Origin of the sequence: Geobacillus sp. G4, assembly GCF_040327975.1 — a bacterium.
Classification (GTDB): Bacteria; Bacillota; Bacilli; order Bacillales; family Anoxybacillaceae; genus Geobacillus; species Geobacillus thermoleovorans.
The window spans coordinates 1-25,503 of the sequence record NZ_JBEPJY010000015.1 but is presented as its reverse complement, the minus strand read 5'-3'; the positions used below and the strand labels follow the sequence as shown (position 1 = coordinate 25,503).

Annotated in this window: 26 protein-coding genes, 2 tRNA genes and 1 rRNA gene; all 29 read left to right on the top strand. The window is 52.9% G+C overall.

Translation table 11 applies throughout. From position 1 onward, the window contains the following. The first annotated feature begins 31 nt into the window (after positions 1-31). Positions 32-568, top strand: coding sequence for a stage V sporulation protein T (spoVT, locus tag ABS784_RS14280; protein ID WP_011229564.1), 537 nt, complete (start codon positions 32-34; stop codon positions 566-568). Between the two features lie 273 nt (positions 569-841). After that, positions 842-2,392 (top strand): putative polysaccharide biosynthesis protein, encoded by a 1,551-nt coding sequence (locus ABS784_RS14275; protein ID WP_352512925.1) that lies wholly within the window; start codon positions 842-844, stop codon positions 2,390-2,392. Positions 2,393-2,398: 6 nt separating this feature from the next. Continuing rightward, complete coding sequence (gene yabN, locus ABS784_RS14270; RefSeq protein WP_014194579.1) at positions 2,399-3,859, top strand: bifunctional methyltransferase/pyrophosphohydrolase YabN; 1,461 nt, start codon at positions 2,399-2,401, stop codon at positions 3,857-3,859. A gap of 13 nt (positions 3,860-3,872) precedes the next feature. Next, positions 3,873-4,154: an RNA-binding S4 domain-containing protein gene (locus ABS784_RS14265; RefSeq protein WP_012820451.1), complete on the top strand. Its 282-nt coding sequence runs from the start codon at positions 3,873-3,875 to the stop codon at positions 4,152-4,154. 122 nt (positions 4,155-4,276) lie between these two features. Next, entirely contained in the window at positions 4,277-4,582 is a 306-nt protein-coding gene (yabP, locus tag ABS784_RS14260) for a sporulation protein YabP (protein WP_012820452.1), read from the top strand. Continuing rightward, on the top strand, positions 4,579-5,211 hold the full coding sequence (gene yabQ / locus ABS784_RS14255) for a spore cortex biosynthesis protein YabQ (RefSeq protein ID WP_012820453.1): 633 nt from the start codon (positions 4,579-4,581) through the stop codon (positions 5,209-5,211). The genes yabP and yabQ overlap by 4 nt, the downstream gene beginning before the upstream one ends. 16 nt (positions 5,212-5,227) lie before the next feature. Next, positions 5,228-5,599: an FtsB family cell division protein gene (locus ABS784_RS14250; RefSeq protein ID WP_014194581.1), complete on the top strand. Its 372-nt coding sequence runs from the start codon at positions 5,228-5,230 to the stop codon at positions 5,597-5,599. A gap of 118 nt (positions 5,600-5,717) precedes the next feature. Continuing rightward, positions 5,718-6,116, top strand: a complete 399-nt coding sequence (locus tag ABS784_RS14245; protein WP_011229571.1) for a S1 domain-containing RNA-binding protein — start codon at positions 5,718-5,720, stop codon at positions 6,114-6,116. Positions 6,117-6,289: 173 nt separating this feature from the next. After that, positions 6,290-6,366, top strand: a tRNA-Met gene (locus ABS784_RS14240). A gap of 12 nt (positions 6,367-6,378) precedes the next feature. Next, positions 6,379-6,450: transfer RNA gene (locus ABS784_RS14235), tRNA-Glu, on the top strand. Between the two features lie 197 nt (positions 6,451-6,647). Further along, the gene (spoIIE, locus tag ABS784_RS14230) at positions 6,648-9,128 is read left to right on the top strand and encodes a stage II sporulation protein E (protein ID WP_011229572.1); all 2,481 of its coding nucleotides are present in this window, start codon (positions 6,648-6,650) and stop codon (positions 9,126-9,128) included. A gap of 29 nt (positions 9,129-9,157) precedes the next feature. Next, entirely contained in the window at positions 9,158-9,934 is a 777-nt protein-coding gene (locus ABS784_RS14225; RefSeq protein ID WP_020754013.1) for a vWA domain-containing protein, read from the top strand. Then, the gene (locus ABS784_RS14220) at positions 9,897-10,871 is read left to right on the top strand and encodes a serine/threonine protein kinase (RefSeq protein ID WP_011229574.1); all 975 of its coding nucleotides are present in this window, start codon (positions 9,897-9,899) and stop codon (positions 10,869-10,871) included. Before ABS784_RS14225 ends, ABS784_RS14220 begins: the two co-directional genes overlap by 38 nt. 68 nt (positions 10,872-10,939) lie before the next feature. Next, entirely contained in the window at positions 10,940-12,334 is a 1,395-nt protein-coding gene (tilS, locus tag ABS784_RS14215; RefSeq protein ID WP_023634494.1) for a tRNA lysidine(34) synthetase TilS, read from the top strand. Positions 12,335-12,347: 13 nt separating this feature from the next. Then, complete coding sequence (hpt, locus tag ABS784_RS14210) at positions 12,348-12,893, top strand: hypoxanthine phosphoribosyltransferase (RefSeq protein ID WP_012820458.1); 546 nt, start codon at positions 12,348-12,350, stop codon at positions 12,891-12,893. A 94-nt stretch (positions 12,894-12,987) separates the two neighbouring features. After that, complete coding sequence (gene ftsH, locus ABS784_RS14205) at positions 12,988-14,886, top strand: ATP-dependent zinc metalloprotease FtsH (RefSeq protein ID WP_011229577.1); 1,899 nt, start codon at positions 12,988-12,990, stop codon at positions 14,884-14,886. 127 nt (positions 14,887-15,013) lie between these two features. Further along, entirely contained in the window at positions 15,014-15,790 is a 777-nt protein-coding gene (locus ABS784_RS14200) for a type III pantothenate kinase (RefSeq protein ID WP_011229578.1), read from the top strand. A 14-nt stretch (positions 15,791-15,804) separates the two neighbouring features. Further along, positions 15,805-16,689: an Hsp33 family molecular chaperone HslO gene (hslO, locus tag ABS784_RS14195; RefSeq protein WP_025039044.1), complete on the top strand. Its 885-nt coding sequence runs from the start codon at positions 15,805-15,807 to the stop codon at positions 16,687-16,689. Between the two features lie 86 nt (positions 16,690-16,775). Beyond that, complete coding sequence (gene cysK / locus ABS784_RS14190) at positions 16,776-17,702, top strand: cysteine synthase A (RefSeq protein WP_011229580.1); 927 nt, start codon at positions 16,776-16,778, stop codon at positions 17,700-17,702. Between the two features lie 114 nt (positions 17,703-17,816). Further along, the gene (gene pabB, locus ABS784_RS14185) at positions 17,817-19,238 is read left to right on the top strand and encodes an aminodeoxychorismate synthase component I (protein ID WP_011229581.1); all 1,422 of its coding nucleotides are present in this window, start codon (positions 17,817-17,819) and stop codon (positions 19,236-19,238) included. A gap of 5 nt (positions 19,239-19,243) precedes the next feature. Beyond that, a complete protein-coding gene (gene pabA / locus ABS784_RS14180; protein WP_023634495.1) occupies positions 19,244-19,819 on the top strand; it encodes an aminodeoxychorismate/anthranilate synthase component II in 576 nt (191 codons plus the stop codon). Between the two features lie 5 nt (positions 19,820-19,824). Next, positions 19,825-20,700, top strand: a complete 876-nt coding sequence (gene pabC, locus ABS784_RS14175) for an aminodeoxychorismate lyase (protein WP_011229583.1) — start codon at positions 19,825-19,827, stop codon at positions 20,698-20,700. Further along, positions 20,700-21,551, top strand: a complete 852-nt coding sequence (gene folP / locus ABS784_RS14170; RefSeq protein WP_011229584.1) for a dihydropteroate synthase — start codon at positions 20,700-20,702, stop codon at positions 21,549-21,551. Before pabC ends, folP begins: the two co-directional genes overlap by 1 nt. Continuing rightward, complete coding sequence (gene folB / locus ABS784_RS14165; protein WP_013143971.1) at positions 21,523-21,903, top strand: dihydroneopterin aldolase; 381 nt, start codon at positions 21,523-21,525, stop codon at positions 21,901-21,903. The genes folP and folB overlap by 29 nt, the downstream gene beginning before the upstream one ends. Beyond that, positions 21,904-22,431: a 2-amino-4-hydroxy-6-hydroxymethyldihydropteridine diphosphokinase gene (gene folK, locus ABS784_RS14160; protein WP_352512917.1), complete on the top strand. Its 528-nt coding sequence runs from the start codon at positions 21,904-21,906 to the stop codon at positions 22,429-22,431. Beyond that, the gene (locus tag ABS784_RS14155; RefSeq protein ID WP_011229587.1) at positions 22,383-22,604 is read left to right on the top strand and encodes a helix-turn-helix domain-containing protein; all 222 of its coding nucleotides are present in this window, start codon (positions 22,383-22,385) and stop codon (positions 22,602-22,604) included. The genes folK and ABS784_RS14155 overlap by 49 nt, the downstream gene beginning before the upstream one ends. A 16-nt stretch (positions 22,605-22,620) precedes the next feature. Further along, complete coding sequence (gene dusB, locus ABS784_RS14150; RefSeq protein WP_011229588.1) at positions 22,621-23,622, top strand: tRNA dihydrouridine synthase DusB; 1,002 nt, start codon at positions 22,621-22,623, stop codon at positions 23,620-23,622. A gap of 90 nt (positions 23,623-23,712) precedes the next feature. Then, complete coding sequence (lysS, locus tag ABS784_RS14145; RefSeq protein ID WP_011229589.1) at positions 23,713-25,197, top strand: lysine--tRNA ligase; 1,485 nt, start codon at positions 23,713-23,715, stop codon at positions 25,195-25,197. A gap of 221 nt (positions 25,198-25,418) precedes the next feature. Beyond that, positions 25,419-25,503, top strand: a 5S ribosomal RNA gene (rrf, locus tag ABS784_RS14140); the annotation flags it as partial.

Here is a 25,503-nt window from a genome sequence, read left to right as displayed (position 1 = left end):
AATCCTAGATGAAAGTGAGGGTATACAAGGCATGAAAGCAACCGGTATTGTTCGTCGCATTGATGATTTAGGGAGAGTTGTCATTCCGAAGGAAATTCGCAGAACGTTGCGCATTCGCGAAGGAGATCCGCTCGAAATATTTGTTGACCGCGATGGAGAAGTCATTTTGAAAAAATATTCGCCGATCAGTGAATTAGGCGACTTTGCCAAAGAGTACGCCGAAGCGCTGTTTGACAGCCTCGGCCAGCCTGTGCTCATTTGCGACCGCGATGTATACATCGCTGTCGCCGGCGTTTCGAAAAAAGAGTATATGAACAAAAGCGTCAGCCCGTTGGTGGAAAAAGCCATGGAAGACCGCAATTCCATCCTCCATACGGAGGAAGGGGAAGTCGAGCTCGTTGACGGGATGACGGAAACGTTGAAGTCGTATACGATCGGCCCGATTGTCGCCAACGGCGATCCGATCGGAGCAGTCATCATTTTATCGCGCGAGAAAACGCTTGGTGAAGTGGAGCATAAAGCAGTAGAAACAGCCGCCAGCTTTTTGGCTCGACAAATGGAACAATAGGCGAAACAACAAGGCAGCTTCACAGGCTGCCTTTTTTTCCGCCCGGCAAATGGGGGCGAGATGCCTTGAATCCCGGAATCGCTTCCACATCCTGCTTTTTCGTCCGCTTGGCTTGCGGAACAGCGCATGAAGCCGTGCGAGTTGACCATCACCTTTGTCCAACAGGCGGAAGTTGCGCTATAATATCGAGCGTAGCCATAATGGCGCTTGGCGGCTTCTATCGCCCTCCGGCGTCTAGGTTGAGTGGGTTGTCTATGCGAGGGGAGAAACTGGATGGGAAACGTATGGAAAGGGGCGGCGATCTTAACGGCCGCCGCTTTGGCCGCGAAACTATTAAGCGCTTTGTACCGTGTTCCGTATCAAAATATGGTCGGGGACATTGGTTTTTATATTTACCAACAAGTGTACCCGATTTATGGCATCGTCGTCGCACTCTCGCTGACCGGCTACCCGGTTGCCGTCTCGAAGCTTGTCGCCGAGCGGTTGGCGGGACAGGATGAAGCGGGCGCTGCCGCTAGTGTGCGCGTCGCCTTGTTGGTGTTAGGCGTCCTTGGCGTCATCCTGTTTGCTTCGCTGTATCTAGGGGCGGGGGTGATTGCCTCGGCGATGGGCGATGGACGGCTTACGCCGCTCGTGCGCTTGCTTTCATTTTCGTTTTTGCTGTTTCCGCCCATCGCATTGTTGCGTGGCTATTTCCAAGGGCGGCATGATATGACGCCGACAGCGGCGTCCCAAGTTGGCGAGCAATTCGTCCGGGTGACGGCGATTTTAGGGCTGTCGTATGGAGCGGTGCAGCGCGGCGCCGACGTCTATGCTTGCGGCATGGCAGCGGTCGCAGGGACGCTAGTAGGCATGGCGGCGGCGCTTTTCATTTTGCTTTTCTTCCTGTCCCGGCGTCGGCGGCTAAAAACGTCGGGCCGCACGCCGCCAGCTTGGGATCGACAGGTGGGCCGGCGTTTATTGACGGCGGGGACGGTCATTTGCTTGACGAATATGGCGTTGACGCTGATTCCACTCGTCGATTCATTTTTATTCGTTCCGCTTCTACAGGAAGCGGGGGCAAGGCTCGATGAGGTGCAGCGGCTAAAAGGAGTGTACGACCGCGGTCAGCCGCTCATTCAGCTCGGCACGGTCGTCGGCACGTCGTTTTCATTGGCGCTTGTTCCACTTCTTTCCGGAGCGCGCCGCCAAGGTGCCGTTTTCGCCTATGGAGCGCTGTCCATCCGGCTTGCCGTTGTCATTGGGCTTGGTGCTTCGTTAGGGCTCATTTGCCTCATTCGACCGATCAATGCGATGTTGTTCGAGAATGACTACGGTTCGTCGGTTCTCGCCGTCTTGTCCTCCTCTGTCTTTTTTACTACGATCGCGTTGACCGCCTCTGCATTATTGCAAGGAATGGGGAGGGAATGGACGGCCGCTGCCGGCGTGGCGTTGGCAGTGGCGGGGAAGGCCGCGCTTATGCATTGGCTTGCTCCGCGGTTTGGAGCGCTTGGCGCCGCCGCGGCGACGACGGGTGCTTATGCGCTCATGGCAGGCTTTTTATGCGCCTTTTTGCCGCGTGAATATCGGACGGCGGGCCGGAAATACATGTACCCAACCGTGAAAGCGGCCGCTATGATGGCCGTCGTCTTGCATGGGTATAGGTGGCTGATGGACAGCTCGAGCGAGGGGCGGCTATGGGCGGCTGCCGAGGCGCTTGGCGGCGTTGCCATCGGTGCTGTCGTTTACCTTGCGTGTATTGTGAAAGGACATGTTTTTTCTGAACAGGAGTTGGCAGCTTTCCCATTGGCTAATAAATTCCGTCTACGATTAGGAGGCAGGTGATCGGCGATGAATACGATTTATGTGTTCGGCCTCGGCGCCGGAGATGTAAAACAGCTGCCGATCGGTGTGTACCGAAAGCTAAAGCGGGCGCATCCGCTCTTTTTGCGGACGAAAGAACACCCGGTGGTCAAATGGCTTACGGAGGAAGGGATTGCGTTTACGTCATTTGATGAAGTGTATGAAAAACACGAGCAGTTTGCGGATGTGTACGCTGACATCGTCGATCGATTGACGGAACAGGCGAAGCGCGGCGATGTGTTTTACGCTGTTCCCGGCCATCCGCTTGTTGCCGAGCGGACGGTGCAGCTTCTTTTCGAAGCTGAGCGGCGCGGCGTCTGCCGAATCGTGATCGAAGGTGGTCAAAGCTTTTTGGATGCGCTGTTTACGGCGGTGCGCATCGATCCAATTGAAGGGTTTCAGTTGCTTGATGCGACGACTTTTCGAGGAGAAGAATGGTCGCCCTCACTGCATGCTGTTTTTTGTCAAGTGTACGATTCGTTTGTGGCCTCGAACGTGAAGCTTTCTTTGATGGAGCAGCTTCCCGACGATTACCCGATCTACATTGTCACCGCGGCAGGCACGAAGGACGAGCAAGTAAAGCGCGTGCCGCTTTATGAGTTGGACCGCGAGACGGGGCTTGACAACTTGACAAGCGTCTACGTGCCGCCGGTGAAGGACGAGCCGTTGCTTTACCACCGGTTTGAGACGCTGCGCCGCGTCATCGCCACGCTGAGAGGGCCGAACGGCTGTCCATGGGATCGGAAGCAGACGCATGCGTCGCTGAAGCGCTATTTGCTTGAGGAGGCGTATGAGCTGCTCGAGGCGATTGACGAGGGTGACGATGATCATATGGTCGAGGAGCTCGGCGACGTATTGCTGCAAGTAATGCTCCATGCGCAAATCGGCGCCGACCGAGGGTTGTTTTCGATCGACGACGTCATCCGCACGCTGACGGCGAAAATGATCCGACGCCACCCGCATGTGTTTGGCGATGTCACGGCCGAGACGGCCGAACAAGTCGTTGCCAACTGGGAGAAGATCAAGGAGAAAGAAAAAGGAGGCGGGCTTTCGGAATCGATTCTTGCCGACATTCCGAAAAGTCTGCCGGGGACGATGCGGGCGTACGAGCTGCAGAAACGAGCGGCGAAAGTCGGGTTTGACTGGGATGATGCCGCGCCGATATGGCAAAAAGTCGAAGAAGAAATGGCCGAGTTTCGAGCCGAAACGTCCGGCGGCCGTCGCGATCGGCTTGTCGGCGAGTTTGGCGATCTATTGTTCGCGCTCATCAACCTTGCCCGTTATTACGGGATTCAACCGGAAGAAGCGTTGCAAATGGCCAACGACAAATTTGCCCGCCGTTTCGCTTATATCGAGGAACAAGTGCGAAAAAGCGGCCGGTCGATCACCTCGTTTTCGCTTGCCGAACTCGATCGTTTTTGGGAAGAAGCCAAAGAAAACGAACGGTAAGGGGGATCATGCAATGCGCCTTGATAAATTTTTAAAAGTGTCCCGCCTCATCAAACGCCGCACGTTGGCGAAGGAAATCGCCGATCAAGGGAGAGTGTGGATCAACGGCCATGTCGCCAAAGCGAGCTCCGATGTGAAAGTCGGCGATGAATTGACGATTCAATTTGGGCAAAAGCGGGTAACGGTAAAAGTGACGGATCTAAAAGAAACAACGAAAAAAGAGGAGGCAACCGGGCTGTACGAATTGATCCGCGAAGAACGGACCACCCCGGCGCCGGAACAAGACGACGTCTAATTTGTCCTGCAGGCTTGTTCTAAACCATCCCCCGCTGACATACATATGGTACAAACAACGGATGAGAAAAGGCGGTTGGCCTTGCCGGCTTTCTATACTAAATGGAAATGCGGGGGATGAACATGAGTCGACACGATGAATTTGGCGGAAGCACGAACAAAGGTCCGGTCCAGGAACATGATGTGATCATGCGCGGCCGGCGCCTTCTTGACATCACCGGGGTGAAACAAGTCGAGAGCTTTGACAACGAGGAGTTTTTGCTTGAGACGGTCATGGGCTTTTTGGCCATCCGCGGGCAAAACTTGCAGATGAAAAACTTAGATGTCGACAAAGGCGTTGTTTCGATTAAAGGGCGCATTTTCGACCTCGTTTATTTAGATGACCATCAGGAGAAGGCTAAAGGATTCTTTAGCAAGTTGTTCAAATGAATGTCAGCATACAGCTGTACACCATGCTGGCGATGATTGGCATGGGCGGCTGGCTTGGCCTGGCGTGGGATACGTACAGCCGGATGTTGAAACGGCATGAGCGGGCGCACTGGCTCGTCTTTGTGAATGACGTGCTGTTTTGGGCGGTGCAGGCGCTCATCGTGTTTTATGTGCTTCTTTTCGTCAATGAAGGCGAGCTTCGCTTTTATTTGTTTCTCGCGCTTTTATGCGGATATGCCGCTTATCAAAGCTTGCTCCGCTCCTTTTATGTTCGGGTGCTCGAGTGGTTCATTGGGCTGGCGGTAAGACTCGGACAGACGCTCGTTCAGCTGTTCCGCCTCATGGTCATGCGCCCGCTCATCCTCCTTGGGCAAATGGCGCTGGCACTTCTATTGTTCGCTTGGCGGCTTTTGTTGTGGATCGTTCGGTTTGTGCTGCTGGCTGTTTGGAAGATGATCCGCCTTTTGCTTGCCCCGCTGCGTTGGACGGGCATCATGATTTGGCGGCGGGTGCCGCCGCAAAGACGAGCCGGGGTGGAAAAATTTTTTCGACGTTTAAAAGGATTTGCTGGACAAATCAAGAATACAAAAGAGAAAATAAGCATGTGGTTTGCGAAATGGCGCGAGTAAAAGAGGTGTAAACGCGATGAACGTGCCCCGGAGAACGAATGTGACGAAGCTGTCGTCGACGTACATAGCGGAGCATGAGGAGAAAAAGCAGAAGGCGGCGAGAAGACGGCGGGTTGTCGCTGTCCGTTTGGTTGTCTGGTCGTTGTTGTTTGCGATATTCGCCTCCGCTCTTGTCTACACCTTGCACTCGCAAGCGAAGGCGATCGATGCAAAAACGGCGGAACAGCAAAAGCTGAAAGAGCAGCTTGCGGAGCTTGAACGGAAGGAAAAGCAACTGAAAGAGGAAATGAAAAAGTTGCATGATGATGACTATATCGCCGAGCTGGCGCGGAAAAAATATTACTTATCGAAAGATGGAGAAATTATTTTCGTCTTGCCGGAAAAATAATTTTGCCTGCGAATGCCCGTTTTCTATGGGCATTCGTCATATTGACACGCATTTTTTTCATTCGCTATAATAAAAAAAACACCATCTTTAAAGCGTTTTAAGGAGGAGCACTTTTTTTATGTCGATTGAAGTAGGCAGCAAGTTACAAGGCAAGGTCACGGGCATTACGAAATTTGGGGCGTTTGTGGAGCTGCCGGAGGGGGTCACAGGACTCGTTCACATTAGCGAGGTAGCCGATAACTATGTCAAAGACATCAACGATCATCTGAAAGTCGGCGATATGGTGTATGTCAAAGTCATCAACGTCGGTCAAGATGGAAAAATCGGCCTGTCCATTCGCAAAGCAAAAGACACGCCTTCTTCGCAGCGGCCGCGCCATCGGACAAACGACCGCTCCGCGGCGGACAGCTTAGAACAAAAAATCAGCCGATTCTTAAAAGAGAGTGAAGACCGATTGGCATCGCTGCGCCGTCATACGGAGTCGAAGCGGGGAGGTCGTGGAGCGAGACGAGGGTAACTTGCTGCTGAAAGATTGTTTGAAGGATGACAAATTCGGAAACAAGCATCCGTCGCTATGGATGCTTTTTTGTTTCTGTATGGAATAAGAGGATATATTTCCCCTCTGCATTTTCCGCCTATATGTATTGACAATCGTCATCTCCTCCGTTATGATATAAACTGTTGTCACACGGCGGTGTAGCTCAGCTGGCTAGAGCGTACGGTTCATACCCGTGAGGTCGGGGGTTCGATCCCCTCCACCGCCACCAACAATCCAAAATGGCCCGTTGGTCAAGTGGTTAAGACACCGCCCTTTCACGGCGGTAACACGGGTTCGAATCCCGTACGGGTCATCGCAAACGAGCATGCGCCATCAAGCGACATGCTCGTTTTTCTTTTTTGCCTCTTTCTGTCGGAACAAGCCTGTTGACCGCGTTTTGCCGTGGAAAACGTCGAACGATTTTTTATTTTTCTCTGTGGTTTTGACAAATTTCTGACAATTCAAGCGATATAATAGGGGGTAATAGAAAGGTAAAGGAGAGGATCGGGAATGGAAAGAGTAGAAAGAGGGACGGTGCGCCGCAGCATTTCGGAAGTGCCGATTCATGACACGCAAGCAACGGTGTCGCGCTGGATGCGCCATGTGAAGCTGCGCCTCGGTCATCTGTTCATCCATCAAGGCTTTTTGCTTCTTCTTGTCGGCTTTTTGCTTGGACGAGCATTGATTTTATCGAAGCTGACCCCGTTCGCTTTGCCATTTTTCGTTTCGGTCTATATGCTGCGCCGCGACAAGGCCGCTTTTGCGTTGATCTCGCTGTTGGCCGGTGCTTTGACGCTGTCGCTTGATGTGGCGCTGTTTGTCGGCGTTTCCATTTTTGGCTTTCTCTTTATTTACGGATGGGTGCGGAGGGTGATCAGTGAGTCACTGAAAATCGTTCCATTTGTTGTGTTTGTGCTGTCTCTTTCCGCCAAATGGCTGATCTCCTATTATTGGCTCGGAGAGCGATCGGTCTACGGCGCCGCCATGGCGGTCGTCGAAGCCGGGCTGTCGCTTGTATTGACCTTGATTTTTATGCAAAGCATCCCGTTGTTGACAGTGCAGAAGCATAAACATGCGTTGCGAGCGGAAGAGATCATTTCGTTGATCATTTTGCTCGCCTCGATGTTGACCGGGATGATCGGTTGGGCTGTGTACGGTTTGTCGCTTGAGCATGTGATGTCGCGCTACCTCGTTTTGTTGTTCGCGTTTGTCGCCGGAGCGGCGACCGGCTCCACCGTCGGCGTTGTCACCGGGCTTGTACTGAGCTTGGCAAATGTCGGCAACTTGTCGGAAATGAGTTTGCTTGCTTTCGCCGGGCTGCTTGGCGGGTTGCTGAGGGAAGGGAAAAAACTTGGGGTGGCGTTCGGCCTCCTCGTCGCGACGCTGTTGCTTGGTTTATACGGCGAAGGGAAGAGTGAGCTTGTGCCGACGCTGTTTGAATCCGGCATCGCAATTATGCTGTTTTTTGGTACATCCCGTTCACTGACGGAGAAAATCGCCAAATACATTCCCGGCACGGCAGAATATATAAATGAGCAACAACAATACGTCCGGAAAATCCGCGATATGACGGTGCAACGCGTCTCGCAGTTTTCCAACGTCTTTCAGGCGCTGGCGGAAAGCTTTTCGCCCGAACCGCTTCCGGATGCTAATGAATACAGCGACCGTGAAGTCGACTATTTTTTGAGCGACATCACGGAAAAAACGTGCCAAACGTGCTTTAAGAAGACGCAATGCTGGGCGGACAACTTTCGTACAACCTATGCGTACATGAAGCAAATGATGGGCGAGGCGGACGAAAAAACATTGTCGCAAAACCATCAGTTGCTGCGCGAGTGGGAGCGGTATTGCGTCAAGGCCGGCAAAGTCGTCGACGCGATTGAAAAAGAGATGGTTGCTTATCAAGCAAACCGCAAGCTCAAACGGCAAATCCACGAAAGCCGGAAGCTTGTCGCTGAACAGCTGTTGGGCGTTTCGCAAGTGATGGACGATTTCGCCAAAGAAATGCAGAAAGAACAGGAAAACCATTATTTGCAGGAAGAACAAATTTACCATGCGCTGCAAGAGTTTGGCATCGAAGTGGGCCATGTCGACATTTACAGTTTGGAAAAAGGAAATATCGATATTGAAATGAGCATTCCTTACTGCGAAGGGCGGGGTGAGTGCGAAAAACTGATTGCGCCGATGCTGTCAGATATTTTGGGAGAGACGATCGTCGTCAAGCGCGAAGAGTGCGCCGCCTACCCGAACGGCTACTGCCGCGTCGCCTTCGGCTCGACGAAAGCGTTCGTCGTCGAAACGGGCGTCGCGTTTGCCGCCAAAGGAGGGGGGTTCATTTCTGGCGACAGTTATGCAACGATTGAACTTGCTACCGGCAAGTACGCCGTTGCCATCAGCGATGGCATGGGCAATGGGGAGCGGGCGCATGACGAAAGCCGCGAGACGCTGCGCCTGTTGCAAAAGATTTTGCAGACGGGAATGGACGAGTCGATTGCCATCAAATCGATCAATTCGATTTTGGCATTGCGGACGACAGAAGACATGTATGCGACGCTGGATTTGGCCATCATCGACTTGCAAAACGCGGCGACGAAGTTTTTGAAAATCGGATCGACGCCAAGCTTTATTAAGCGCGGTGACAAGGTGATGAAAGTGGAAGCGAGCAACTTGCCGATGGGCATCATTAAAGAAGTGGAATTTGACGTTGTCACCGAGCAGCTGAAATCGGGCGACTTGCTCATTATGATGAGCGATGGTGTGTTTGAAGGGCCGATGAACGTCGAAAACCATGATGTTTGGATGAAGCGGAAAATTCAAGAATTAAAGACGAACGACCCGCAGGAAGTCGCCGATTTGATCATGGAAGAAGTGATCCGCCAATGCGGCGGCGAGATTGAAGACGATATGACCGTCGTTGTCGCCAAAGTTCGGCACAATACGCCGAAATGGGCGACGATTCCGGCATACATGTATATGAAAAAGGCGCAATAGCTAGCGTATAAAAACGTTCCCCTGCGGCGATGATGGTAATACATTCGCCAAGGAGGGGAACGAACGTGCGAAAGGGAACGTTGCGGCAAATTTTGCTCATTACCGATGGCTGCTCCAACCATGGTGAGGACCCAGCCGCCATGGCGGCGCTAGCCCGTGAGCAAGGCATTACGGTGAACGTGATCGGCATCTTGGACCAAGGTGCGATGGATGAAAACGGACGGCGGGAAATTGAAGCGATCGCCGCGGCTGGCGGCGGGATGAGCCAAGTCGTGTACGCGAAACAGCTGTCGCAAACCGTGCAAATGGTGACGCGCCAAGCGATGACTCAGACGTTGCAAGGGCTCGTCAATCGCGAGTTGAAACAAATCTTTGGTTCTGACGTTTCGCTTGAGGACTTGCCGCCGGACAAGCGCGGCCAAGTGATGGAAGTCGTCGATGAACTCGGGGAAACGGTTGCCCTTGATGTGCTCATTTTGATCGATACGAGCGGGAGCATGAAAACAAAACTGCCGACCGTCAAAGAGGCGCTCATCGATTTATCGCTCAGCTTAAATGCGCGCATGGGCGAAAACCGCTTTTCGGTGTTCATCTTCCCGGGAAAACGGGCGCACGCCGAAAAAATGATCGACTGGACGCCAAGGATTGAAGAGTTGTCCACTATCTTTCCGAAATTGGCGTCGGGCGGGCTGACGCCGACCGGACCGGCGCTGCGTGAGGCAATCGCCTATTTTGAGCGTAAACGGTCGTTAAGGAGCTGGATCGGCGATGGCGATGAGCCATACATCGAAGAATCGTCTTTGTAATTTGCCGCCTGGTACGGTCATCACTGGGAAATGGCACGGCCGTTCCTACCGGCTGCTGCGGCGGCTTGGCAGCGGGGCGAACGGCGTCGTCTATTTGGCGGAGAACGGCCGGACTCGCGTCGCCGTCAAGTTGAGCGATGACTATGCGTCATTGGCATCGGAAATGAATATATTGCGCCGTTTTGCTAAGGTCCAGGGAGCCGCCCTCGGGCCTTCTTTGCTGGAAGCCGATGACTGGCAAAGCCCGTTTGCGCGGGAGACGATCCCGTTTTATGTGATGGAGTATATTGAAGGGGAGAATTTCGCTGCTTTCATCCGCCGCCGTGGAAAAGAATGGGCGCCCGTGCTCGTGATGCAGCTGTTGTCGGTGCTTGATCGGCTTCATCAAGAAGGATGGGTATTTGGGGATTTAAAGCCGGATAATTTGATCGTTACCGGGTCGCCGCCGTCGGTTCGGTTGCTTGATGTGGGCGGGACGACGCTGCAAGGAAGGGCGGTAAAAGAGTTTACTGAGCTGTATGACCGCGGCTATTGGGGGCTTGGATCGCGCAAAGCGGAGCCATCTTACGACTTGTTTGCGGCGGCGATGGTGATGATTTCTTCTTGCTGCCCGGGGCCGATTGAGAAAAAGGGTGACGGTCGGGCGCAGCTGTTGTCCATCATCGAAACGGACCGCTTTTTAACCCGATACAAGGAGGTGCTGCAAAAGGCGCTTGACGGCCGATATCGAAAGGCGGCCGATATGCGTCGCGACTTATTGGCCGCCTCTTCCCGCCATACATCGGCGGAAAACGAAAGAAAGGCAGTGCCAAGCCGTCGGTCGGGGCGGCAGGTGAAACGGCGCCGCCAAGCGAGAGGGATTGTCGAAACGGTGGTCATCGCCGCCGCATTGCTGGGCGCCTATGCCTTTTATATATATTGGCAGCTGGCGATGTAATTTTTTTTGAGAAAACAGGGCGGACGTGTTACGATGAAGCTGAAAGAAACGCAAAGAGGTTGGCTCGGATGATCGACAAAGTGCGCGCCTTTATCCACAGGCATCAACTGCTTTCAGAAGGAGCGGCCGTCATCGTTGGCGTCTCCGGAGGCCCGGATTCGCTTGCGTTGCTGCACGTTTTTTTGTCGCTGCGCGACGAATGGAAGCTTCAGGTCATAGCGGCCCATGTTGACCATATGTTTCGTGGGCGGGAGTCAGAAGAAGAGATGGAGTTTGTGAAACGTTTTTGCGTGGAGCGCCGTATTTTATGTGAGACTGCGCAAATCGACGTCCCGGCCTTTCAGCGCAGCGCAGGTCTCGGCGCCCAAGAGGCGGCGCGGATCTGCCGCTACCGCTTTTTTGCCGAACTGATGGAAAAGCATCAAGCGGGGTACGTCGCCGTAGGCCATCATGGCGACGATCAAGTCGAGACGATTTTAATGCGGCTTGTGCGCGGCAGCACAAGCAAAGGATACGCTGGTATCCCCGTCAAACGGCCGTTTCACGGCGGCTATCTCATCCGTCCGTTTTTGGCTGTCAGCCGGGCGGAGATTGAAGCGTATTGCCGGCAGATGGGGCTGTCTCCACGCCGCGATCCGAGCAATGAAAAAGACGATTATACGCGCAACCGGTTCCGCCATCATATTGTCCCGTTGCTGCGGCAGGAAAATCCGCGCCTGCACGAGCGGTTTCAGCAATACAGCGAAATGATGGCGGAAGATGAGCAATTTTTGGAGGAATTAGCCGCGGACGCGCTGAATAAAGTAATGGAAAAACAACATCGCGATGCGGCGCTTTCCATCGGACCATTTTTGGAGCTGCCGCGACCGCTGCAGCGCCGGGTGCTGCAGCTGTTGCTTCTCCGTCTTTATGGCGGCGTTCCGCCGACATTGACTTCCGTACATATCGGCCATATACTGATGCTTTGTGAGCGCGGCCGCCCTTCCGGAATGATCGATTTGCCAAAAGGGCTCAAAGTGATTCGCTCGTACGACCGCTGTTTGTTTACTTTTGACGCAGAAAGCGGCGAGAAAGGCTATTGGTTTGAACTGCCGGTTCCGGCGCTATTGCCCCTCCCAAACGGCTATGCAATCATCAGTGAATTTGGGGAACACTATCCAAGAAAGCAGGCCGGGAATGATTGGTTCGTCGTGGATCCTGCTTCCGTCTCCTTGCCGCTTCGCGTGCGGACGCGTCGGCGCGGCGACCGGATGGTGCTCAAGGGGACGGGAGGCACGAAAAAATTGAAAGAAATTTTCATTGAAGCAAAAATTCCGCGGATGGAAAGGGATCGCTGGCCGATTGTCGAAGATGCCGACGGTCGCATCCTTTGGATGCCTGGCTTGAAAAAATCGGCTTTCGAAGCGCAAAACCGTGGGCAAGCTCGCTATATTTTGCTGCAATATCAGGCGATGAACAGCTAGGAGGAAAAATAAGATGGGGATGAAAGACGATATTCAAAAAGTGTTGATCACTGAAGAGGAAATTCAGGCAAAAGTCAAAGAACTCGGCGGTTTGTTAACGAAAGAATATGAAGGCCGTTTTCCGCTCGCTGTCGGCGTTCTCAAAGGGGCGATGCCGTTTATGGCCGATTTGCTCAAACATATTGATACATATTTAGAAATGGATTTTATGGACGTATCAAGCTATGGCAATGCGACCGTTTCATCCGGCGAAGTGAAAATCGTCAAAGACTTGAACACCTCCGTCGAAGGACGGGATATTTTGATCATTGAGGATATTATTGACAGTGGGCTGACGCTCAGCTATTTGGTCGACTTGTTTCGCTACCGGAAGGCGAATTCGATCAAAATCGTCACGCTTCTTGACAAGCCGTCTGGACGGAAGGCGGACATTCAAGCCGATTACACCGGATTTACCGTCCCGGATGAATTCGTCGTCGGCTATGGGCTCGATTACGCGGAAAAATACCGCAACCTCCCGTTTATCGGCGTCTTAAAGCCGGAAGTGTACCAAAAGTAGAACGGTTGCTGGGCGACGGCCGAATTGTTTGTATTGAAACAAATTTCTATGATAGTATTGAGTATAGTGTGTTTCATATGGGAGGAGGCAAGAAATGAACCGGATTTTCCGCAATACCATCTTTTATTTGCTGATTTTCCTCGTCGTGATCGGCGTCGTCAGCTTTTTTAACGGCACGAACCAGCGAACGGAGCCGATGACGTACGATGCGTTCATCACTCATCTGGAAAACGGGGATGTCAAGTCGTTTTCCATTAAGCCGGAGCGCGGCGTATATGAAATCAAAGGCCAGTTGAAAACATATAGCGAAGGGCAGTACTTTTCCACCTACGTCATGAACAGTGACAAAGTGCTTGACCGCATCGATGCGGCGGCGGCGCGGACGCGGGTGGAAGTCGTGCCAGCGGACGAAACGAGCGGATGGGTGACGTTTTTCACTTCCATCATCCCATTTGTTATTATTTTTATTTTGTTCTTCTTCCTTTTGAACCAGGCACAGGGCGGCGGCAGCCGGGTGATGAATTTCGGCAAAAGCCGGGCGCGGCTGTATACGGATGACAAGCGGAAAGTCCGCTTCCGCGATGTGGCTGGGGCAGATGAGGAAAAGGAAGAGTTGGTGGAAATCGTCGAGTTTTTAAAAGATCCGCGCAAGTTTGCGGAACTTGGCGCCCGCATTCCGAAAGGGGTATTGCTCGTTGGGCCGCCCGGAACCGGGAAAACGCTGTTGGCGCGCGCGGTTGCCGGAGAAGCGGGCGTGCCGTTTTTCTCGATCAGCGGGTCGGATTTCGTGGAAATGTTCGTCGGGGTCGGGGCATCGCGGGTGCGCGACTTGTTTGAGACGGCGAAAAAAAATGCCCCGTGCATCATCTTCATTGATGAGATCGACGCCGTCGGCCGCCAGCGCGGCGCCGGCCTTGGCGGCGGCCATGACGAGCGTGAGCAGACGCTCAACCAACTGCTTGTCGAAATGGACGGCTTTAACGGCAACGAAGGGATCATTATTATCGCGGCCACCAACCGGCCGGACATTTTAGACCCGGCGCTGTTGCGCCCGGGTCGCTTCGACCGGCAGATTACCGTCGACCGCCCGGACGTCAAAGGGCGCGAAGCGGTGCTGCGCGTGCATGCCCGCAACAAGCCGCTCGATGAATCCGTTGACCTGAAGACGATCGCGATGCGGACGCCTGGATTTTCCGGCGCCGACTTGGAAAACTTGCTGAATGAGGCGGCGCTCGTTGCAGCGCGCCGCAACAAAAAGAAAATTGATATGAGCGACATCGACGAGGCGACGGACCGGGTGATTGCCGGACCGGCGAAAAAAAGCCGCGTCATTTCGGAAAAAGAACGGCGCATCGTCGCGTTTCACGAAGCTGGGCATACGGTCATCGGCATGGTGCTCGCCGATGCGGAAATGGTGCATAAAGTGACGATTGTGCCGCGCGGCCAAGCCGGAGGCTATGCGGTCATGCTGCCGAAAGAAGACCGCTACTTTATGACGAAAGCCGAACTGATGGATAAAATCACCGGACTGCTCGGCGGGCGCGTTGCCGAGGAAATCGTGTTCAATGAAGTGAGTACAGGGGCCCATAACGATTTTCAGCGGGCGACAAACATCGCGCGCCGGATGGTGACGGAGTTTGGCATGAGCGAAAAGCTTGGTCCGCTTCAATTCGGCCAACCGAGCGGGCAAGTGTTTTTAGGACGTGACTTACACAACGAGCAAAACTACAGCGACAAAATCGCCTATGAAATTGACTTAGAGATTCAGCGCATCATTAAAGAGTGCTATGAAAAAGCGAAACAAATTTTGACCCAACATCGGGACAAATTGGATTTGATCGCCAACACGCTGTTGGAAGTCGAGACGCTCGATGCGGAGCAAATTAAACATTTGTTCGAACATGGCACGCTGCCCAAAGACCGGAACGGGCGCGAGGAGTCCGGCAAAAGCGACGGCGATGTGAAAATCAACATCCAAAAGAAAGAGGAGTAATCGATGTCTCTGTTCGGAGGCATCTTTTTTTTGGCCGGCGGCCCAGGGAAAGAAGGACAGTTTTTTTCCCGTAAGTATGATATGATAAAGAATGGGAATTTATCGAGGAAAAGCGAGGAATGAAGCGATGATTTTTGTATTGGACGTCGGCAATACAAACACGGTGTTAGGGGTGTATGACGGGGACGAACTGAAACATCATTGGCGCATTGAAACAAGCCGCTCGAAAACGGAAGACGAATACGGCATGATGATCAAAGCGCTCTTGAACCATGTCGGCTTGCAGTTTTCCGACATTCGAGGCATCATCATTTCCTCGGTTGTGCCGCCGATTATGTTTGCTCTTGAACGCATGTGTCTAAAATATTTCCATATCAAACCGCTCATCGTCGGTCCGGGCATTAAAACCGGGCTCGACATCAAATATGACAATCCGCGTGAGGTGGGCGCCGACCGGATTGTCAACGCGGTCGCCGGCATCCATTTGTACGGCAGTCCGCTGATTATCGTCGATTTTGGCACGGCGACGACGTATTGTTATATTAATGAACATAAACAATATATGGGAGGGGCCATTGCCCCGGGAATTATGATCTCGACAGAGGCTCTGTTCGCGCGGGCGGCGAAATTGCCGCGCATTGAAATCGCCCGCCCGGATGATATCATCGGCAAAAATACGGTCAGCGCCATGCAAGCCGGCATTTTATACGGTTATGTCGGACAAGTGGAAGGCATCGTGTCGCGAATGAAGGCGAAAAGCAAAATCCCGCCGAAGGTGATTGCTACTGGCGGTTTGGCTCCGCTCATTGCCAGCGAATCGGACATCATCGATGTCGTTGATCCGTTTTTGACGCTGACTGGCTTAAAATTGTTGTACGAGAAAAACACCGAGAAAAAAGGATGAAAGGCTTGATGAAGATGGGAGACTACTTAGTCAAAGCACTCGCTTACAATGGACAAGTGAGAGCGTATGCCGCAAGAACGACGGAAACTGTCGCCGAGGCGCAACGCCGCCACCAAACATGGCCGACCGCCTCAGCGGCTCTCGGCCGGGCGTTGACCGCCGGTGTTATGATGGGAGCGATGCTGAAAGGCGAGGAAACGTTGACGATTAAAATTGACGGCGGCGGCCCGATCGGCGTCATTTTAGTCGACAGCAACGCCAGAGGGGAAGTGCGTGGCTATGTAACGAATCCACATGTACATTTTGAGCTGAACGAGCATGGGAAACTTGATGTGGCACGGGCGGTCGGCAAAAATGGGATGTTGACGGTTGTGAAGGATCTTGGGCTGCGCGACTTTTTCACCGGACAAGTGCCGCTTATCTCCGGGGAGCTTGGCGATGATTTTACGTATTATTTTGCTTCGTCCGAACAAATTCCGTCATCGGTTGGCGTCGGGGTGCTCGTCAATCCCGACCATACCATCCGAGCCGCCGGAGGATTTATTATCCAGTTGATGCCCGGGACGGAGGAGAACACGATCACTCGCATTGAAGAGCGGCTGAAACAAATTCCGCCCGTGTCGCGCATGATCGAAAGAGGGCTCAGCCCGGAACAGCTGCTCGAACAACTGTTGGGAGATGGAGGCGTCCGTGTGCTCGAGACGATGCCGGTGTCATTCGTCTGCCGCTGTTCGCGCGAGCGGATCGCTGATGCCCTTATCAGCCTAGGGCCCGAGGAAATCCAAGACATCATCGACAAAGAAGGGCAGGCGGAAGCTTCGTGCCATTTTTGCAATGAAACGTACCATTTCGACAAAGCGGAGCTGGAACAGTTGAAACAACTCGCAAAAAAAGAATGAAAACAGTAAAATGATTGACAATTACGCCAATAGTTGATACATTGGAGACAAAGTCGATAAAATTAATGGGGATTAGAGGTGGAACAATGGCACGCACAGTCAACTCGATAACCGAATTGATCGGCGATACGCCGGCCGTGAAACTGAACCGCATCGTTGATGAAGACAGCGCGGATGTGTATTTGAAACTGGAATTTATGAACCCGGGCAGCAGCGTCAAAGACCGGATTGCGTTGGCGATGATTGAAGCGGCGGAAAAAGCGGGCAAGCTGAAGCCGGGCGACACGATCGTTGAGCCGACAAGCGGCAACACTGGGATCGGATTGGCGATGGTCGCGGCGGCGAAAGGATATAAGGCGGTATTAGTCATGCCGGATACGATGAGCTTGGAGCGCCGCAACCTGCTGCGGGCGTATGGAGCCGAGCTTGTGCTCACACCGGGTGCACAAGGGATGCGCGGAGCAATCGCAAAGGCGGAAGAGCTCGTCCGCGAGCACGGCTACTTTATGCCACAGCAATTTAAAAACGAGGCGAACCCGGAAATCCATCGCTTGACGACCGGGAAAGAGATCGTGGAGCAAATGGGCGACCAGCTTGATGCGTTTGTTGCCGGCGTTGGCACGGGCGGAACGATCACCGGAGCAGGCAAAGTGTTGCGCGAAGCTTACCCAAACATTAAAATTTACGCCGTTGAACCGGCCGATTCCCCAGTCTTGTCGGGAGGAAAACCGGGCCCGCACAAAATCCAAGGGATCGGCGCTGGCTTTGTTCCAGATATTTTGGATACGAGCATTTACGATGGGGTTATTACGGTAACGACGGAAGAAGCGTTTGCGGCGGCCCGCCGCGCGGCTCGCGAGGAAGGCATTCTCGGCGGCATTTCGTCCGGTGCTGCGATTCATGCGGCATTGAAAGTGGCGAAAGAGCTCGGCAAAGGGAAAAAAGTGCTCGCCATCATCCCGAGCAACGGCGAACGTTATTTGAGCACGCCTCTTTACCAATTTGAAGACTAAGCAGACTTTTTCGGCAGGGGCAACCCTGTCGAATTTTTTTACGAGGATGGTGACCCAGACGGACAATCATTGTACAATAAAAGTAACTATGGACATCGTAAGGAGCTGACGAGGATGGAACAGCGGCGCAGGCGACTGAAACGAACTATCGATTATCGCGGACGGGATTGGTTCCGCCAGTACGAACAGCTGGCCTATAGCCGGCCTCATCATGTGTTGCTTGAGAGCGGCCAAGGGGGAAGGTACAGCATTATCGGCCTTGACCCGATCGGAGTGATCCGCGCTGACGAGCGGCGGCTCATCATCAAGCAGCGCGGGGTTGAAACGGTGCTGGATGGCTCGCCGCTCGAAGGGCTCCGGCAATGGCTTCGGTGTTTCGCCGTGCCGGATGAGGGGGAGTCGTTGCCTTGCCAAGGCGGGCTGATCGGTTTCATTAGCTATGATGCGGTTCGCTATATGGAACGGCTCCCGGTGCTCGCGCAAGATGATTTGCGGCTGCCGCTCATGTATTTTTTCCTCTTTGACGACGTAGCGATTTATGATCACCAAACTGAACAGCTTCATTTGCTTGCCTACGCGAATGAAGGGGAGGAAAGCGAAGCAAACCGGCGGCTTGCGCGGCATGCACGGATGTGGCTCGAGGATCGGAATGAAGCGCTGGTCTGGCCGCTTGCTGCCTCGACAGCTGCGCCGTCTGTTTCAATGACAAAAGAGAGGTTTATGGATGCGGTTCGCCGCGTGCAACGCTATATTGCGGCGGGCGATGTGTTTCAAGTCAACTTATCGGTGCGTCAGTCGCAGCCGCTGGTGACGCATCCATTTGCCGTCTACAAGCAGTTGCGGATGCTGAATCCGTCCCCTTACATGGCGTATTTGCATACCCCGGAATTTCAAGTCGTCAGCGGCTCGCCGGAGTTGCTCGTCCGCAAGCGGGGATGGCGTCTTGAGACGCGGCCGATTGCCGGCACACGTTCGCGCGGTCGGACGGCGGCAGAGGATGAACAAATTGCTCGCAAGTTGCTTGCGAGTGAAAAGGAGCGGGCCGAGCACGCCATGCTCGTTGATCTTGAACGGAATGACCTTGGGCGCGTCTGTGCATACGGGACGGTTCGAGTTGACGAATGGATGACCGTCGAAAAGTATTCTCATGTGATGCATATCGTTTCTCACGTATCCGGCACTATGACGATGGAGCACGATGCGTTTTCCGTCATTCGCGCCATGTTTCCCGGCGGGACGATCACCGGCGCCCCGAAAGTGCGAACAATGGAAATTATTGAAGAGTTGGAACCGGTCCGCCGCGGCTTGTACACGGGCTCGATCGGTTGGATCGATTTTCAAGGAAACATGGAGCTAAACATCGCCATTCGAACGATGGTCGTCAAAGACGGATTGGCGCATGTACAGGCAGGAGCGGGCATCGTCATCGATTCCAACCCAGAGCATGAGTACAAGGAATGTGTAAAGAAAGCGGCTGCCCTTTGGAAAGCGAAAGAGCTGAGCGAAGCAGAGGCATTATTTCCGAGCATGAGGTGAGAATGATGATCGTCATGATTGATAACTACGATTCATTTACGTACAATTTGGTGCAATATTTGGGCGTGTTGGGAGAAGAGCTGATTGTCAAACGGAATGATGAAATTACGGTGGCTGAAATCGAACGACTCCGCCCTGATTTTATTATGATTTCCCCCGGTCCATGCACACCGAATGAGGCAGGGGTCAGCCTGGAAGTCATCGATCGCTTTGCCGGCCAAATTCCGATTTTCGGCGTCTGCCTCGGGCATCAAGCCATCGCCCAGGCGTTCGGCGGCCGCGTTGTCCGCGCTCCAAGGCTGATGCACGGGAAAACATCGTCCGTCTACCATGATGGGGAGACGATTTTCTGCGGCGTGCCGAACCCGTTTACGGCAACGCGCTACCATTCCCTTATCGTCGAGAAAGAGACGCTTCCGGACTGTTTCGTCGTGTCGGCTTGGACGAAAGAGGATGAAGTGATGGCGATTCGCCATAAAACGCTGCCGGTGGAAGGCGTGCAGTTTCACCCGGAATCGATTATGACAAGCCATGGGATGCAACTGTTGAAAAACTTTATCAACACGTATAAAAAGGCGTGACAGTCATGTACGTGTATATCAACGGCGCGGTCGTTCCGCGCGAAGAAGCGCAGTTATCAGCGTTTGATCACGGCTTTTTATATGGGCTTGGCTTATTTGAAACATTCCGCACGTATAGCGGCCACCCTTTTTTGCTTGACGATCATTTGGCCCGATTGAACAAAGGGCTGTCTGAGCTTCACATCGAAAGGCAGTTCGGCCGCGCCGAAGCGGTGGCGATCATCGAGCAGTTGCTCGAGGCCAATGGCTTGCGCGACGCTTATGTGCGCTTCAATGTATCGGCCGGGGTCGGCGATCTCGGCTTGCCGATCGAACGTTACCGAAACCCGACCGTCATCGTCTATATGAAGCCGCTTCCGCCGCCCGTCCCTCCGGAAGGAAAAGAAGGGGTGGTGCTCGCGGCAAGGCGAAACAGCCCGGAAGGCAATGAGCGACTAAAGTCGCACCATTATTTAAACAATATGATTGGGAAATGGGAGCTCGGACATCGACCTCATGCGGAAGGAATTTTTTTGAATTCAGATGGTGCGGTAGCGGAGGGGATCGTTTCCAATATTTTTTGGGTGAAAGACGGCATCGTCTACACGCCAGCGCCGGCTGTCGGCATATTAAACGGCATCACAAGACAATTCATCATTGCTTTGCTCAAGCAGTTGCGCATCCCAGTTGAAGAAGGGGTATATCCGCTGTCCCATTTGTTGCAGGCTGATGAAGCATTTATCACCAACTCTGTGCAGGAAATTGTACCCCTTTGCCGCATTGGCCATTGCGTTTACCAAGGAAAAAATGGTCCGGTGGTCCGGGCCTTGCAGCACCATTACCGACGCTTGACCCATCGGTTATGGACGAGGAACGAATTGGCGGAAAGGATGAACGACTGATGACAACATCGATGCGCCCTCTTCGGCTTCAATGCCGCGGGCATGAGCTTGACTTAAACAAAAAAACGTTGATCATGGGCATTGTCAACGTCACGCCCGATTCGTTTTCCGACGGCGGCCGGTTTTACGACGTGGAAAACGCGGTCAAGCACGCGAAGCGGCTCGTGGCGGAAGGAGCAGACATCATTGACATCGGCGGTGAATCAACTCGTCCGGGGGCGGATCCAGTGCCGCTTGATGAAGAATTGCGCCGCGTCATTCCGGCGGTAAAAGCGATTGCTAAGGCGGTGAGTGTACCGATCTCAATTGACACGTACAAAGCGGAAGTAGCGCGGCAAGCCATGGAAGCCGGGGCGCACATCATCAACGACGTTTGGGGAGCCAAGGCGGACCCTGATATGGCCCGCGTCGCCGCCACGTACGGCGCGCCGATCATTTTAATGCACAACCGCCGCGATATGGCCTATCGCGATTTGATTTCCGACATGATCGCCGATTTGAAAGAAAGCATTCGCATTGTCAAAGAGGCGGGTGTGAAAGATGAGAACATTATTTTAGATCCGGGGATCGGCTTCGCCAAGACGGTCGAGCATAACTTGGAGGTGATGCGGCGCCTTGATGAATTTGCCGCTCTCGGCTATCCGCTTTTGCTTGGCACGTCGCGCAAACGATTTATCGGCCATGTGCTCGGCGTGCCTGTCGAGGAGCGGGTCGAAGGAACAGGAGCGACCGTTTGTCTCGGCATCATGAAAGGGGTGCACATCGTCCGAGTCCATGATGTATTGCCGATTGCCCGCATGGCCAAAATGATGGATGCTATGCTTGGGAAGGGAGAGAGCGGTCATCGATAAAATTTATGTGCAAGGCATGGAGTTTTACGGCTACCACGGGGTGTTTCGCGAAGAAAACATCCTCGGCCAGCGATTTTTGGTCGATGTGACGTTGGAGCTCGACTTGCAGCCTGCCGGGCGGAGCGATTGTCTTGAGTATACCGTCAACTACGCCGATGTGTACGAGCGCTGCCGGGCGATCGTTGAGGAGCGGACGTTCGCCTTGATCGAGGCGGTCGCTGAAGCGATCGCCGCCGACTTGCTCGCTGCCTTTCCTGTTGTCGAGCGCTGCATTGTCAAAGTGACGAAGCCGAATCCGCCGATTCGCGGCCATTATCAACATGTCGCAGTCGAAATTGATAGGGGTCGTTAAATGGAAAACATCGCATATCTCGCTTTAGGCTCCAACCTCGGAGATCGTGTTTCCTATTTGCGTTCTGCCATTGAAGCGCTCCATCATCATCAGGAAATTTTTATCACATCGAGCTCATCGATTTATGAAACCGATCCGGTCGGCTATGTCAACCAAGGCAAGTTTTTAAACATGGTGATCGAGGTGGCGACCACGTTGTCGCCGTTTGCCTTGCTTGACGTGACCCAGCAAATCGAACGAAAACTTGGAAGAAAAAGGGAAATTCGCTGGGGACCACGGACGTTAGACCTTGACATTTTGCTGTATAATCATGAAAATATTGAAACAGAGCAGCTGACGATCCCGCATCCGCGCATGGCGGAGCGGGCGTTCGTGCTCATCCCGTTGTTTGAAGTCAACTCCCACGTGGCAATACCGAACCTTTCCGAGCCGTTAATCGACATCATTGGCCGACTACCTGACAAAAAAGGAGTTCATGTATGGAAGCGGAAAGATGGGGAAGACGTATTCGCGCTTTTCGAAAGTTGAAAGGATATACGCAAGAAAGACTGGCGAAAGAACTAGGCATTTCCGTATCGATCCTTGGTGAAATTGAACGGGGGAACCGGATGCCGTCCGATTCGCTCGTTGGACAAATCGCCGAACGGCTGAATATATCGGTGGAAGAACTGGCGCCGCCGAAACTCGAATCGAACAAGTAGAAAGGAGGCATCTGCGATGTTTCGCATTGGCGATGTCGAAATTAAAAACCGCGTCGTGCTCGCTCCGATGGCAGGCGTATGCAACTCCGCGTTCCGCCTGACCGTCAAAGAATTCGGCGCCGGGCTTGTATGCGCCGAGATGGTAAGCGACAAAGGAATCGTATACAACAACGAAAAGACGTTAAACATGTTATATATTGATGAACGGGAAAAGCCGATCAGCTTGCAAATTTTCGGCGGCGAGAAAGAAACGCTCGTCAAAGCGGCGAAATTTGTCGATAAAAATACGAATGCAGATATCATCGACATCAACATGGGTTGCCCAGTGCCGAAAATTACGAATTGCGACGCTGGAGCGAAATGGCTGCTTGACCCGAATAAAATTTATGATGTCGTTGCCGCGATCGTCGATGCCGTTGAAAAACCGGTCACGGTGAAAATGCGGATCGGTTGGGATGAAAAGCACATTTACGCCGTCGAAAACGCTCAAGCCGTTGAGCGCGCCGGCGGGAAGGCCGTCGCCGTCCACGGACGGACAAGGGTGCAAATGTATGAAGGAAAAGCGGACTGGAACATCATCAAGCAAGTGAAAGAAGCCGTCAACATCCCGGTTATCGGCAACGGAGATGTCAAAACGCCTCAAGATGCAAAGCGGATGCTTGAAGAAACAGGGGTCGACGGCGTCATGATCGGACGGGCGGCGCTTGGAAACCCTTGGATGATCTATCGCACTGTCCGTTATTTAGAAACTGGAGAGCTCATCCCGGAACCGACGCCGAGGGAAAAAATCGATGTCTGCCTGCTGCATTTAGACCGATTAATTGCCTTAAAAGGCGAATATATCGCCGTCAAAGAAATGCGTAAACACGCTGCTTGGTATTTAAAAGGCATTCGCGGCGCAGCGAAAATCCGCAACGCCATCAATGAATGTGAAACGCGGGACGAACTGGCCGCACTGTTGCTTCGCGTGGCGGAGGAAGCGGAAGTCCAAGCAGCGGCGAACGCCGAAGCCGTTTAAACAACGGAGATGACGTTCATGCAGCGGAGGACTGCCAGCGAGCGCTGGCAGTATTTTTCGTAAAAAATCGCTAAATGGAGTGAATGAGGTATGAGTCATGAAGAATTGAACGACCAACTGCGCGTCCGCAGGGAAAAGCTGAAAAAAATTGAGGAATTGGGTGTCGACCCGTTTGGCAAACGGTTCGAGCGCACTCATAAAGCGCAAGAACTGTTCGAACTGTACGGTGATTTGTCGAAAGAGGAACTTGAAGAAAAGCAAATTGAAGTCGCCGTCGCCGGCCGCATCATGACAAAGCGCGGCAAAGGAAAAGCCGGGTTCGCCCATATCCAGGATGTCACCGGGCAGATTCAAATTTACGTCCGTCAAGACGATGTTGGCGAACAGCAGTACGAACTGTTTAAAATCTCTGACCTTGGCGATATCGTCGGCGTGCGCGGCACAATGTTTAAAACAAAAGTTGGTGAACTTTCCATCAAGGTGTCGTCGTACGAATTTTTGACGAAAGCGCTGCGTCCGCTGCCGGAAAAATACCATGGTTTGAAAGACATAGAGCAACGCTATCGCCAGCGTTATCTCGATTTAATTATGAATCCGGAGAGCAAAAAGACGTTCATCACCCGCAGTTTGATCATTCAATCGATGCGGCGGTATCTTGACAGCCGTGGCTATTTGGAAGTTGAAACGCCGATGATGCACGCTGTGGCTGGAGGCGCTGCGGCGCGCCCGTTCATTACGCATCATAACGCATTGGATATGACGCTTTATATGCGAATCGCTATCGAGCTCCATTTAAAACGGCTTATCGTCGGCGGTTTGGAAAAAGTGTACGAGATCGGCCGCGTTTTCCGGAACGAGGGCATTTCCACCCGCCATAACCCGGAGTTTACGATGCTCGAATTGTACGAGGCGTACGCCGATTTCCGCGACATTATGGAACTAACGGAAAACTTGATCGCCCACATTGCCACTGAAGTGCTTGGAACGACGAAAATTCAATACGGCGAGCATGTCGTCGACTTAACGCCCGAGTGGCGGCGCCTCCATATGGTCGATGCGATCAAGGAATATGTCGGCGTCGACTTCTGGCGGCAGATGAGCGACGAAGAGGCGCGGGAGCTGGCGAAAGAACACGGAGTGGAAGTTGCTCCACATATGACGTTTGGCCATATTGTCAACGAATTTTTTGAACAAAAAGTCGAGTCTCACCTCATTCAGCCGACGTTCATTTATGGCCATCCGGTTGAAATTTCACCGTTGGCCAAGAAAAATCCGGACGACCCGCGTTTTACCGACCGATTTGAGCTGTTTATCGTCGGGCGCGAACATGCCAACGCCTTTACCGAATTGAATGATCCGATCGATCAGCGCCAACGCTTTGAGGCGCAGCTGAAAGAGCGTGAACAAGGAAACGATGAAGCACATGAAATGGACGAAGACTTCCTTGAAGCGCTCGAGTACGGCATGCCGCCAACAGGCGGGCTTGGCATCGGGGTCGACCGTCTGGTCATGCTGCTGACGAACTCGCCGTCGATCCGCGACGTGTTGCTTTTCCCGCAAATGCGTCATAAATAAATTTGATCGCTCCCTGCAAAGACAAGCAGCAGGGGGCTTTTCATTTATGTAAAAATAGTTGTCGTTGTTTTGTTGAAAAACAAACACAGGAAGTCGAGTTGACAAACCACTCCCAACGTGTTATATTATGATAGCACGTTGAAATGACAGCACTAATCAAAAACAAGGATCTAGTTGACAAATAAATAAATTTAATTATAATATAACTTGTCTGTTGATTGTCTAATGATGATAGCGGAGGGGAAACACCCGTTCCCATCCCGAACACGGAAGTTAAGCCCTCCAGCGCCGATGGTAGTTGGGGCC

Bases quoted from the DNA above. Each gene is read 5' to 3' on its own strand.
- spoVT (WP_011229564.1), top strand. From the start codon at position 32: ATGAAAGCAACCGGTATTGTTCGTCGCATTGATGATTTAGGGAGAGTT.
- ABS784_RS14275 (WP_352512925.1), top strand. From the start codon at position 842: ATGGGAAACGTATGGAAAGGGGCGGCGATCTTAACGGCCGCCGCTTTG.
- yabN (WP_014194579.1), top strand. From the start codon at position 2,399: ATGAATACGATTTATGTGTTCGGCCTCGGCGCCGGAGATGTAAAACAG.
- ABS784_RS14265 (WP_012820451.1), top strand. From the start codon at position 3,873: ATGCGCCTTGATAAATTTTTAAAAGTGTCCCGCCTCATCAAACGCCGC.
- yabP (WP_012820452.1), top strand. From the start codon at position 4,277: ATGAGTCGACACGATGAATTTGGCGGAAGCACGAACAAAGGTCCGGTC.
- yabQ (WP_012820453.1), top strand. From the start codon at position 4,579: ATGAATGTCAGCATACAGCTGTACACCATGCTGGCGATGATTGGCATG.
- ABS784_RS14250 (WP_014194581.1), top strand. From the start codon at position 5,228: ATGAACGTGCCCCGGAGAACGAATGTGACGAAGCTGTCGTCGACGTAC.
- ABS784_RS14245 (WP_011229571.1), top strand. From the start codon at position 5,718: ATGTCGATTGAAGTAGGCAGCAAGTTACAAGGCAAGGTCACGGGCATT.
- spoIIE (WP_011229572.1), top strand. From the start codon at position 6,648: ATGGAAAGAGTAGAAAGAGGGACGGTGCGCCGCAGCATTTCGGAAGTG.
- ABS784_RS14225 (WP_020754013.1), top strand. From the start codon at position 9,158: ATGATGGTAATACATTCGCCAAGGAGGGGAACGAACGTGCGAAAGGGA.
- ABS784_RS14220 (WP_011229574.1), top strand. From the start codon at position 9,897: ATGGCGATGAGCCATACATCGAAGAATCGTCTTTGTAATTTGCCGCCT.
- tilS (WP_023634494.1), top strand. From the start codon at position 10,940: ATGATCGACAAAGTGCGCGCCTTTATCCACAGGCATCAACTGCTTTCA.
- hpt (WP_012820458.1), top strand. From the start codon at position 12,348: ATGGGGATGAAAGACGATATTCAAAAAGTGTTGATCACTGAAGAGGAA.
- ftsH (WP_011229577.1), top strand. From the start codon at position 12,988: ATGAACCGGATTTTCCGCAATACCATCTTTTATTTGCTGATTTTCCTC.
- ABS784_RS14200 (WP_011229578.1), top strand. From the start codon at position 15,014: ATGATTTTTGTATTGGACGTCGGCAATACAAACACGGTGTTAGGGGTG.
- hslO (WP_025039044.1), top strand. From the start codon at position 15,805: ATGGGAGACTACTTAGTCAAAGCACTCGCTTACAATGGACAAGTGAGA.
- cysK (WP_011229580.1), top strand. From the start codon at position 16,776: ATGGCACGCACAGTCAACTCGATAACCGAATTGATCGGCGATACGCCG.
- pabB (WP_011229581.1), top strand. From the start codon at position 17,817: ATGGAACAGCGGCGCAGGCGACTGAAACGAACTATCGATTATCGCGGA.
- pabA (WP_023634495.1), top strand. From the start codon at position 19,244: ATGATCGTCATGATTGATAACTACGATTCATTTACGTACAATTTGGTG.
- pabC (WP_011229583.1), top strand. From the start codon at position 19,825: ATGTACGTGTATATCAACGGCGCGGTCGTTCCGCGCGAAGAAGCGCAG.
- folP (WP_011229584.1), top strand. From the start codon at position 20,700: ATGACAACATCGATGCGCCCTCTTCGGCTTCAATGCCGCGGGCATGAG.
- folK (WP_352512917.1), top strand. From the start codon at position 21,904: ATGGAAAACATCGCATATCTCGCTTTAGGCTCCAACCTCGGAGATCGT.
- ABS784_RS14155 (WP_011229587.1), top strand. From the start codon at position 22,383: ATGGAAGCGGAAAGATGGGGAAGACGTATTCGCGCTTTTCGAAAGTTG.
- dusB (WP_011229588.1), top strand. From the start codon at position 22,621: ATGTTTCGCATTGGCGATGTCGAAATTAAAAACCGCGTCGTGCTCGCT.
- lysS (WP_011229589.1), top strand. From the start codon at position 23,713: ATGAGTCATGAAGAATTGAACGACCAACTGCGCGTCCGCAGGGAAAAG.